Annotated in this window: 10 protein-coding genes; 5 read left to right on the top strand and 5 right to left on the bottom strand. The window is 31.0% G+C overall.

Going from position 1 to position 11,177, the window contains the following annotated elements:
• The first annotated feature begins 63 nt into the window (after nt 1–63).
• Complete coding sequence (locus AC27L2_RS00920) at nt 64–1,455, top strand: DUF362 domain-containing protein (protein ID WP_487209770.1); 1,392 nt, start codon at nt 64–66, stop codon at nt 1,453–1,455.
• A 21-nt stretch (nt 1,456–1,476) separates the two neighbouring features.
• A complete protein-coding gene (locus AC27L2_RS00915; RefSeq protein WP_487209769.1) occupies nt 1,477–2,496 on the top strand; it encodes a uroporphyrinogen decarboxylase family protein in 1,020 nt (339 codons plus the stop codon).
• 175 nt (nt 2,497–2,671) lie between these two features.
• On the opposite strand, the gene AC27L2_RS00910 is transcribed toward AC27L2_RS00915, so the two are convergent.
• Genes AC27L2_RS00910 through AC27L2_RS00895 form a run of 4 tightly spaced genes read right to left on the bottom strand, consistent with a single transcriptional unit; the run spans nt 2,672 to nt 6,649 of the window.
• Nucleotides 2,672–4,765 (bottom strand): glycoside hydrolase family 31 protein, encoded by a 2,094-nt coding sequence (locus AC27L2_RS00910; protein WP_487209768.1) that lies wholly within the window; start codon nt 4,763–4,765, stop codon nt 2,672–2,674.
• 32 nt (nt 4,766–4,797) lie between these two features.
• Nucleotides 4,798–5,268, bottom strand: coding sequence for a nucleoside-triphosphatase (locus AC27L2_RS00905; protein WP_487209767.1), 471 nt, complete (start codon nt 5,266–5,268; stop codon nt 4,798–4,800).
• Nucleotides 5,231–6,322 carry a hypothetical protein gene (locus tag AC27L2_RS00900; protein WP_487209766.1) on the bottom strand — a complete coding sequence of 364 codons (1,092 nt, stop codon included), beginning with the start codon at nt 6,320–6,322 and terminating at the stop codon, nt 5,231–5,233. Before AC27L2_RS00900 ends, AC27L2_RS00905 begins: the two co-directional genes overlap by 38 nt.
• 3 nt (nt 6,323–6,325) lie before the next feature.
• Complete coding sequence (locus AC27L2_RS00895; RefSeq protein ID WP_487209765.1) at nt 6,326–6,649, bottom strand: carboxymuconolactone decarboxylase family protein; 324 nt, start codon at nt 6,647–6,649, stop codon at nt 6,326–6,328.
• 172 nt (nt 6,650–6,821) lie between these two features.
• Between AC27L2_RS00895 and galE the strand changes: the two genes are divergently transcribed.
• Genes galE through AC27L2_RS00880 form a run of 3 tightly spaced genes read left to right on the top strand, consistent with a single transcriptional unit; the run spans nt 6,822 to nt 9,724 of the window.
• Nucleotides 6,822–7,796, top strand: coding sequence for a UDP-glucose 4-epimerase GalE (gene galE / locus AC27L2_RS00890; RefSeq protein ID WP_487209764.1), 975 nt, complete (start codon nt 6,822–6,824; stop codon nt 7,794–7,796).
• A 9-nt stretch (nt 7,797–7,805) separates the two neighbouring features.
• Entirely contained in the window at nt 7,806–8,378 is a 573-nt protein-coding gene (gene rfbC, locus AC27L2_RS00885) for a dTDP-4-dehydrorhamnose 3,5-epimerase (protein WP_487209763.1), read from the top strand.
• 17 nt (nt 8,379–8,395) lie between these two features.
• On the top strand, nt 8,396–9,724 hold the full coding sequence (locus tag AC27L2_RS00880; RefSeq protein WP_487209762.1) for a UDP-glucose dehydrogenase family protein: 1,329 nt from the start codon (nt 8,396–8,398) through the stop codon (nt 9,722–9,724).
• Nucleotides 9,725–9,969: 245 nt separating this feature from the next.
• Here the strand turns inward: AC27L2_RS00880 and bshA are convergent, their stop codons facing one another.
• On the bottom strand, nt 9,970–11,097 hold the full coding sequence (bshA, locus tag AC27L2_RS00875) for an N-acetyl-alpha-D-glucosaminyl L-malate synthase BshA (protein WP_487209761.1): 1,128 nt from the start codon (nt 11,095–11,097) through the stop codon (nt 9,970–9,972).
• Nucleotides 11,098–11,177: the final 80 nt, after the last annotated feature.

Genomic DNA, 11,177 nt, shown 5'->3' with positions numbered 1-11,177 from the left:
TGATTGTGAAAATAAACAAAGAAGTTTTAAGAAAAATTATTTATTAAACAAAGGAACTTAAAAATGAAAAATCAAAAAGGTTTTACAAGAAGAGAATTTATTAAATCAGTAGGAATTGCATCGACAGGTTTGATGTTGGCTCCATCCATTTTATCGAAAAATTCATTTGCAAAATCAATTTTTTCTCCTAATGAATTCAAAGCAAAAGTTGCTGTAACAAAAGCTAATAGTTATGATAGAAATTATGTTAAACAAAAAGTTCAATATTTGTTTGAGCAGATTGATGGAATTAAAGATTTATTTTATAATGGAAAACGAGTTGCAATTAAAATTAATCTAACAGGTGGTTCGGGTTCCTCTTTCAGTTCAAAGCTGAAGGGATATTCTATTCAAGAGGCAATGTGGACTCATCCCGAAGTAATGCGCGCAGCAATTGAATTGATTATTGATTCTGGTGTAAATCCAAAAGATATTTTTATTGTTGAAGCTCTTTGGGATGATGCTTCGTTCAACAATTTTGGATATAAGGAAATTAAAGATAATCTTGGAGTTAATTTTATTGATTTAAATAAACCTGACCCTTATCCTGCTTTTATTGAAAAATCTGTTGGTGAAAATAATTTCTTTTATAAGTCGTTCAAGTTCAATCAAATACTTAATGAGGTTGATTTATTTGTATCAATTCCAAAATTAAAACATCATTACGAAGCAGGTTTTACAGGTGCAATTAAAAATCATGTTGGAATTGTTCCAAAACAATTATATGTGCTTCCAAATGATAATGGTCGAAGAGGTGCATTGCATCAAGAAGGAGGTCCTTCAAATACTCATCTGCCAAAATCAATAAGTGATTTGTATTTAGCTTGTCCAATTCATCTTTCAATTATTGATGGAATTAAAAATGCAATTGGCGGCGAAGGTGTATGGAATCCAACATTTCAACCAGCGCAATATAATGTTTTAATTGCAGGGAAAGATGCAGTGGCTGTTGATAGTGTTGGAGCTTCAATTATGGGGCGTAATCCATCAAATCCAAAATTGGTTCTGCCTTCAGGCAGTGAATGCGATAATTATCTTTATATGTTAAATCAAAAAGGAATGGGAATTAATAATATTAATGAAATTGAAATTGTTGGGGATGGAAAAGATTTGATAACTTCTGTAGAACATGAAATCAATCTTCCGTTATTAACCGAATATCAATTAATGCCGAATTTCCCAAATCCATTTAATCCTTCAACAAGAATAGGATTTTATTTACCGAAAAATGATTTCGTTAATCTGAAAGTTTATGATATTGCTGGACGTGAAATCGAAACAATTATTGATAAAGAAATTTCTGCTGGATATCATGAAGTTGTATTTGATGCAAAGAATCTTTCATCAGGAATTTATATTTATAGAATTTTAACACACAATTTCACAGATGCAAAGAAAATGATTTTACAAAAGTGATAACAAAATTTTGAAATGAATATGAAAGAAAAAATTCTTTTGCAATATCTTCAGAAAGCTAATCAAGAAAAGAAAAGATTGGTTGCACCGCTTGTTGGATTCCCTGGATTAAAACTTATTAATTCCACAATAAAACTTGCTCAGCAAAATTATTATGAACATTTCAAAGTAATCAAAGCCAATGTTGATACATTTAACCCAGATGCAGTATTCACATTGATGGATTTATCTGTTGAAGCAAATGCACTTGGAAGATATACAATTTTCCCAATTAATGAATCTGCTACCGTTGTTACTGATGAAATTAAATATGATGATTTAATAAAATTGCGGAATATAGATATACGTTATGATACAAGATTACTTGGATATGTTGAGACAGTTAAATTGATGAATATTTTGCTGCCAGAAGAAATTTTAAAAGGAGCTTATGTAACAGGTCCTTATACTTTAGCAGGACTTTTATTGGGAGCTACGAATGCAGCTCTTTATTCTATAACTAATCCTGAGTTCCTTACAGAAGTTTGTGATGTTGTAATAGAAAAGATTTTAGATTATACAAGACTTTTAATCTCAGCAGGTGCACAAATTATTTGTGTACTTGAGCCAAGTGCAGTTATGTTAAGTCCTGATAACTTCGATAAATTTTCGAAGAGTTATGTTAGTAAAATTTGCAAGTTATGTCAAGATACTAATGTATCGGTTGTGTATCATGTTTGTGGGAATTCCATGCATTTGATTGGAAAAATGTGCGAAGCAAATGTAAATGCATTAAGCATTGATTCAAAAGAAGCTGGAGTAGATATTGTATCAATAGCTGAGAAAATTCCTGAAGATGTTATTGTAATTGGAAATATTTGTCCAACCGGAAAAATTTTAACTGGCTCATCAGAAGAAGTTATGAAAGAAGTAACTGATTTACTTGACGTAATGAAAGATTATCCTAATTTTATTTTAAGCACGGGTTGCGATTTACCTCAAGAGGTGCCAATCGAAAATATAAAAACATTTATGAAAGCAGGAAGAACTTTTCGATTTTAGAAAAGTAATTTTATTTTAATGATATAGAAAGCAAATTCTAATTCAAAAAATTTTTTTGCAAATCAATCTTTCAATTCTGAAATCATTGAACTATGCAATATTGTTCTATGAGGAATGCTTCCAACAATTTTGTAATCCTGCAATCTTTCAATCTTGTAATCTTGCAATCCACAAATCACCACTTTTCCACTTCCTGTAATTTTTTCAAATCAGGTTTGTTCTTCACAATATTTAAAGATTCTTCATAAAGTTTATTCAAATCACCGAGATTAATTTTTGAACCTTTTTTGATAAAGATTGGAATTTTATGAAGAGGTGTATTTACTTCAATGAATTGTCCGCCTTTATAAATTTTTTCTGGAGACCATGCATCAATCCAATCTTCTCCAGCAGGCAAATAAACTTTTTGTGATGTTTGATTCTTTTGCCAAATTGCAGAAACAAGAATATCCGAACCGTACAAATATGTTTGCCATTCATTCCATGATTCTTTTTGTTCTGGATAAATTAGAAATAAAGGTCGTACAATTGGCATTCCAGTTTTATGTGATTCTTTAGCTAATGAATACAAATAGTCAGCTAATTTTTCATGAAGTTTTGAATATAATCTCCAAACAGCTAAAAGTTCGACATCATAATGTGGTTCTTTTTTCATATCCCACAAACCGCGGTCTTCCGTTGGTCCAACTTCCATAATTGGACTGAAGCAGCTGAATGCAAGCCATCGAGCCAATACTTCACGGTCTAAATCGCCCTGCCAGTATCCGCCTGTATCCGAACCCCATATTGGAAATCCAATTATTGAAGCTCTTTGCTGAGCAATTATGGCACATCTTAATCCTTCTGGTGGTGATGCAATATCGCCGCCCCAGAATGCACTATATTTTGTACTTCCTGTGTATCCCGCTCTTGGGAACAAAACAAAATCATACCCATAAAATTTTTTTATTATGTCATGAGTTGCTTTGACATATTGAACAACATAATCATTACGATTTTCTCTTGCAGTTTTTCCATTAAAAACTTTGATATCTCTTGTTTCAGGAACAATCTCTTCTCCACGGTCAAGTTTGAAACCTTTGACACCTTGTTTTAGAACTTTTGAAAGACCTTTTTCTTGCCACCATTTAACTGCATCTGGGTTTGTAAAATCAATCAATACTCTTGGAGTATTAATTTTAGCCGGAAGTTCGTAACCATTTACTTTTGCTTCTTCTGCCATTTTACCACGAACCCATGGTGCAATCCACAATAAAAATTTTATATTCTTTTTCTCGAGCCATTTAATCATTTTCTCTGCATTTGGGAAACGATTTTCGTCCCATTCAAAATCTTCATAACCTTCTTCACCTTTTGCCCATGGTCTGTCAACCCAGTAAACTCCAAAAGGAATATCGAGTGCTTTCATCATTAAAATATCTTCTACGAGCATGCTGTTGTATGGTGCAGTTACTTCTGTGCTGTCGTAATATTTTTTCAGATTAGTATGATTATCTCTCCATCTATATGGCAGAAATGCCCACTTGGGAGGAAGAATTGGAGGACCAACATTAAGTGTATGAGCCTTTACAATTGCTGCTGGATTTTTTGATGTATAAATTATAAAGCTTAACGATTGCCCTTCGAATTCTATTTGAACAAAATTTTCGGCTTCTTTGCAAAAGTCATAATATCCAGGCCAGGTTCCCTCAACAAATAATCCATAACCTCTTGATGAAATATAGAATGGCGTATAAAGTGAGAGTGTCGGTTTAATTATCATTTCTACAGATTGTCCTCTCAAATTTAGGGCTTCTTGAATTCCTTCTTTCCAAGATTCTTTTTGATTTCCATCAACTACTCGTTCAAATAAACCTGTGAAATATTCATCTTCAGTCGCATCTAAGTTAAATCCCCATTTTATTATGTCATCATTTTTATCTGCATTGAACTGAATCTTAAAATTGTTTTTTTCTTTTTTTAATGTAATTGTGATTAAATGATTATCAATTTTCCATGTAGCTTTAATTGAATTTTTACTTTCAATTATTTTTTCAGGGCTTCCTCTTAAATATTTTTTCCCTTCAGATGTTTCAAAGAAAATACTGCCTTTATCAAGTTTATCAATCGGACTGAATTTTAAATTTGATTTTAGTTCCTTACTTATCAATTCAATTACAACATCATTATTAATGCCTAAATTGTAAATTCTATAAAAGTTATTTTGATTTTTGCCGAAGATTAAATTTGGTGTTAAGATTAACAAAAAGAGTACAAATGTTTTTTTCATTTTTATTCTTGTGAATTTTTTCTTTTGCAAAATTAAAAAGAATTGTATTGTAACTTCATAGTTTCATAATTGTCAATTTTATAATAATCAAGAACTTGTTGAAGCAGTGATTCTCGAACAACAAAAATTAATTTTTCATTTAAAGTTGATGATAAAAGTTTTTTTACAGATGAGTGCAGACCTTCTCCATTGAGTTCGAGTAAGCCAATTTCATCAACAACTATCCATTCTAAATTTTTTCCAATACAATTAATTAATTTTTCGTTTGCCCAGTTAAAAGCTTCTAATCTAAATTTATATCTTCCTACTTTAATAGAATTGACATCATCCTCACTTTCCAATTGAAATAGAGTTCTTGATGAGATATGATAGAAAAAGCGTTTTTCTTCAATTACAGGTTGAAGAATTCCATCAATATTTTTTTGAGATGCTGTCCAGCTCATTAAACTTGTTGTTTTGCCGGATTTACTCAATCCAGTTATGATATAAATCCTGTTCTTCATTAATTTCTGCAGAAAGTAATAATGCAATAGTATCAGAGAAAAATTTTACTAATCTAAAAACTCCAAGATAACCCTGCGACATAAACCATGTGTAGTTAATAAGTCTTTTTATGCTTGGGAAGAGAACAATAATTTTATTAATCTCAGGTGCATGGTCGAATTTATTTTTTTCGAGGAATTTGCTTAGCCTTCTTTCTATAAAAGGTGAAACAAACACAAACCATATGAAAGTAATTAACATAGAACGAATTAACATCATTAGAATTTCGATTGCTTTGTAGGGTCCAAGTTCTTTTGAGTAAAAAGATAAAATCATATACACAATAGAAAATATTATGATTACAATTCCACTTGGTTTTTTCCACCATCTCTTTTTCTTTTTGTTTTTCAGATTTAATTTGAATGCATCCATTTTATAATAAAAAGATGAATAAAGCGGATAAACTAAATCAGTTCTGTTTTCTATCCATTCTGGGATTTTAACTACTTTTGACCCAACATAAATTCCAGCTATCATGTGAATGCTGATGTAGAGCATAATTGAGAAAATGCTCAAGCTGAAAGGATAAAAATATTTTTCAACACCTATTTGATTGAAAATAAAATGAGTAAAAGAATCAATTGCTTCCCAGAATGTAACTCCAAATAGAATTGTTAAAACAAGAACTCTTTGAACTGCAGAAAATGTTTCTGAGAAAAATCCAAGAAGTATGCTGCTCAATTTTATGTTTTTAATGTATTTAAAAAATACATAACCCATTAATCCCTGTAATGCAACAGCGAAGTAAGAACTTAATGAACTGTAGGGAGTAACGACTGCTTTAACAAGAATAACAAGCAAAGTTGAACGAAGTATTTCTGATTTATTTTCTGAATATCTGCCGATTAATGAAATGAAAACTGTTGCTGCACCACTTAAAAGCATTCCAGAGAATGGAACTTTTAGTATTGCGAGCATGCCTCCAAATACAGCTTCGCTGAAAGCCCATAGTGCGGTAAATCTTTTTGTATCAATATAAAGTTTATAATGAAAACGAAGTGTAGTTTCTTCCAATAATTATTTTCCTCCTTTTTTGTCTAATAAATCATCAATCCAGCTTAATGCTGCCATTGCGGCTGGGAATCCAATTGTAGGAATTGCAAGCATTGCAGTTTGCCGAATTTCTTCTTTTTTAATTTTTGCTTTTAAAGCTTTGCGAACCTGAGCATGCACAGCTCCTTCCATTCTTGCACCAATTGAAATTGCCAGTTTAATTAATATTCGTGTTTTTTCATCAAGAGGACCGGATTCATGAACAGCAGCACCTAAATTTTCATAGGCTACTGCAATATCTGGAAATTCTTTCAGGAATCTTTCAAATCGTTTGGGAAGCTTTGCCATTTTCTATCCCTCACTTTTTTATTATGAAAATTAATGCTATAACTTGGTTTGTTCAATAAAAATTTTTCGAAAGTGAAATTTTTTTAAGAAAGTCATTTTAAGAAATTTCTTCTGATAGTTTATTTACAAAATTTTTATTTCGTATTTTTACAAAAAAAATTTTGATAAAATTATGAAGATACTCGTTACTGGCGGTGCAGGTTACATTGGTTCTCATTTCGTAAAATTATTATGTGAATATAATCATGAACCAATTGTGATAGATAATTTATTTCGTGGACATAAAGAAGCTGTACCTCCTAATGTTCCACTTGAAATTGTTGATTTGCTTGAATATGAAAAATTATTAGAAGTAATCAAAAAACATAAACCTGAAGCTGTAGTTCACTTTGCAGCTTTAGCTTATGTCGGCGAATCTGTTGAAAACCCTGAGCTTTATTATATGAATAATGTTGTTGGAAGTTATAATTTAATTAAAGCAGTAGTTAATTGTGACATTAAAAAATTTGTTTTCTCTTCAACTTGTTCGATTTATGGAAATCCATTGATGATTCCAATTTCAGAAAAAGAATCTTCAAAACCTATAAATCCATATGCAAACACAAAACTTATGATTGAAACGATGTTAAAAGATTTTGATACAGCTTATGGATTAAAGTATGTTGCATTAAGATATTTCAATGCTGCAGGGGCGCATTTAAGTGGTGAAATTGGGGAAAGTCATAATCCAGAAACTCATTTAATTCCTCTTGTTCTTTATACTGCATTACAAAAAAGAGAAAAGTTATTTGTCTATGGAAATGATTATGATACTCAAGATGGAACATGTATTCGTGATTATATCCATGTAATGGATTTGGCTGATGCACATCTCAAAGCTCTGGAATATTTGAACAGTGGTAAGGAATCTACAATAATTAATTTGGGGACAGGTACTGGAAATTCTGTTTTAGAAATAATTAAAAAATCCGAGCAAATTACTGGAAAGAAAATTCCATATGAAATTACATCAAGAAGAGCGGGCGACCCTGCAGTTCTTGTTGCAGATAATAAAAAAGCTAAAGAACTTTTAGGCTGGTCGCCAAAATACACGATTGAAGAAATTCTTGAATCTGCTTGGCGATGGCATCTTAATCCTAAATTTTGAGAGGATAAATTGACAGCTGAAAAAACTTTCATCGATGGTTTATTAATTATTAAACCTGATGTTTACTTTGACGACAGAGGTTTTTTCTTTGAATCATTTAATCAAAAAAAATATTCAGAGCTTGGCATTAATTATAATTTTGTTCAGGATAATATTTCAAAATCAAAAAAGGGAACAATTCGCGGGCTTCATTATCAGATTCAAAATTTTGCTCAAGGCAAATTGTGTTTTGTAATAAAAGGAAAAGTTTTAGATGTTGCTGTTGATATACGTTTTGGTTCGCCAACTTTTGGAAAATATTTTTCCTGTGAACTGAGCGACGAAAATAAATTTCAGCTGTGGATACCACCCGGATTTGCACATGGTTTTTCTGTTTTATCTGATGAAGCAATTTTTTGTTATAAATGCACTCAATTTTATAATAAGGATTTTGAAAGAGGGATTTTATATAACGATTCTGATTTGAACATCAACTGGAATGTTGAAAATCCTATTGTTTCTGAAAAAGATTTATCATTAAAAAGATTTAAGGATATCGGCAAAGATTTTTTATTTAATTCTGACAAACAACAAGTAAAATAAATTAGAGGGAAAAATCAATGGAACTTTCTGTAATTGGAACTGGCTATGTTGGATTAGTCAGTGGAACATGTTTCGCAGAAATGGGGAACAGAGTAATTTGTGTTGATAATAATCAAGAAAAACTGGAGAAACTAAAAAATAATATCTTACCAATTTATGAACCAGGTTTAGAAATTCTATTTCATCGAAATATTGAAAAACAAAGATTAATTTTTACAGATGATTTAAGAAGAGCTGTTCTTGAATCTGAAGTAATATTTTTATGTTTGCCAACGCCACAGGATGATGATGGTTCAGCCGATTTGAAATATGTTTTTGGAGTTGCTGAAGAGATTGGTAAGATTTTGAAAGAAGAAAATTCAGAAGACTTTAAGATTATTGTCAACAAAAGCACAGTTCCAGTTGGTACTTCTAATGAAGTAACAAAAATTTTACAAAAATATGGACTGAAAAATTTTGAAGTAGTTTCAAATCCAGAATTTTTGCGAGAAGGTTTTGCTGTAGATGATTTTATGAAACCTGATAGAATTGTAATTGGTGCAAGAAGCCAAAAAGTTTTTGAAAAACTTCATGAACTTTATGAACCATTTGTTCGTCAGGGTAATCCAATTTATGATATGGACCCTGAGAGTGCAGAAGTTACAAAGTATGCTGCAAATTCATATTTAGCAATGAGAATTACTTTCATGAATGAAATAGCTAATTTCTGCGAAGCTGTAGGAGCAAATGTAGATTTAGTTCGTAAAGCAATGGGTGCCGATTCAAGAATCGGAAAAAGATTTCTTTTCCCTGGTATTGGTTATGGTGGTTCGTGTTTTCCTAAAGATGTGAAAGCGTTAATAAAAACTTCGGAAGAAAAAGGTTCTCCAATAAAAATTTTGAAAGTTGTTGACGAAGTAAATAATAATCAAAAACTAATTCTTGTTAAAAAAATTCTAAGTCATTTTAATAATGATATCAAAGGAAAAACTTTTGGTGTGTGGGGACTTGCATTCAAACCAAATACAGATGATATGCGCGAAGCCCCATCAATTGCAATAATTAAAAAGCTTGTAGAACTAGGCGCAAAAGTAAAAGGTTATGACCCTGCTGCAGCTGAAAATGCTAAATATTATCTCGGCAATATTCTTGAATATTTAGATGAACAATATAAAGTATTAGAAAATGCTGATGCTCTTCTTATATTAACTGAATGGAATGAATTTAGAAATCCAGATTTTGATAAAATAAAATCCATGCTTAAATCAAAACTTATTTTTGATGGAAGAAATATTTTCGACCTGAATAAAATGATTGATATGGGTTTTACATATTACAGCATAGGAAGAAGACCAGTTGGTGTATGATTTTGCAACCTGAGCTGGCTAATTTAAAAAATAGAAAACAGATGACACTGTTATAAATCGATTTTTAAAGATTATTTGATTGGAAAATTATTTTTTTGGTCAGCTTTTGTAAATAATATTTCATTAAAATTGTAACACGAAACAAAGTTTCTTACTTATTTACTTAAACTAAAACGTCACTAATTATTTGCTTAGTGTAAGGAAATTACACAGATTAAATAATTATTGTATATCATCTATAATTTTTATGAATTAAGAATTTTTTCGTAGTATTCGATATACTTTGGAACAATTAAATTCTTGTCGAAATATTTAACTGCTCTCTCTCTTGAATTCCTTGAAAATATAGCATATTTCTTTTCATTAGTTAGTAAATCAATAACATATTTTGCCATTCGGTCAATGTCACCAATTTCTGCAATATAACCAGTTTCATTATGAATTATTAATTCAGGTAAGCCGCCTACAGAAGAACTTACAACTGGAATTCCACAAGCCATTGCTTCGAGAGCAGATAATCCAAAACTTTCTGATTGTGAGGGCATTAAGAAAATGTCTGCAGCATTTAAGATTTCCGGCAATCCATCTTGCTTTCCCAAAAATATTACATCTTTTTGTAAATCCAATTCTCTTGCAAGCCTCTCGCATTCTGACCTGTCAGGTCCATCGCCAACAAGAACTAATTTTGCCGGCAATTCTTTTTTTACTTTTTGAAGTATTCTTATTGTGTCAGGAACTCTTTTAACTGTTCTGAAATTTGATGTGTGAATTAAAATTTTTTCTCCCTGAGAGGCTAATTTTTCTCGATAAGGTTTATTGTCGAATGGTTTATACTTTTCTGTATCAATGAAATTGTAAATAACTTCAATTTCTTTGTTGATATTGAAATTTATCAAAGTTTTCTCTTTTAAGAATCTTGATACAGCAGTTACTCCATCACTTTCTTCAATACTGAATTTTACGAGCGGCATAAATGAAGGTTCAAGACCCATAAGTGTAATGTCAGTTCCGTGAAGTGTAGTTATAAACTTTATATCTTTATTTACTTTTTTACGGATTTGTTTGGCAAGATAAGCACTTACAGCATGAGGAATTGCATAATGAACATGCATCAAATCTAATTGCTCGTATTCAATTACTTCAAGCATCTTGCTTGTTAATGAAAGCCCATATAATGAATGTTCAAACAATGGGTAGCTTGCTATTTCAACTTCATGGAAAAAAACATTTTCAACAAAGTGAGTTAATCTGTGCGGAATTGCATAACTAATAAAATGAACCTGGTGCCCTAACGAAGCAAGAGCAAGTCCAAGTTCAGTTGCTACTACTCCACTTCCTCCATATGTTGGGTAACATGTAATTCCTATTTTCATTTTTTGTAACCTTTTTATTCAATCTTACTTATTTTTGAATAAAACATGAAATTATTAATCTTTAGTTCATAATATATCAA

The organism is Rosettibacter sp. KY25, assembly GCF_057554405.1.
Note: the sequence above shows the minus strand (reverse complement) of the source record. Positions and strands in the feature narration are given on the sequence as shown.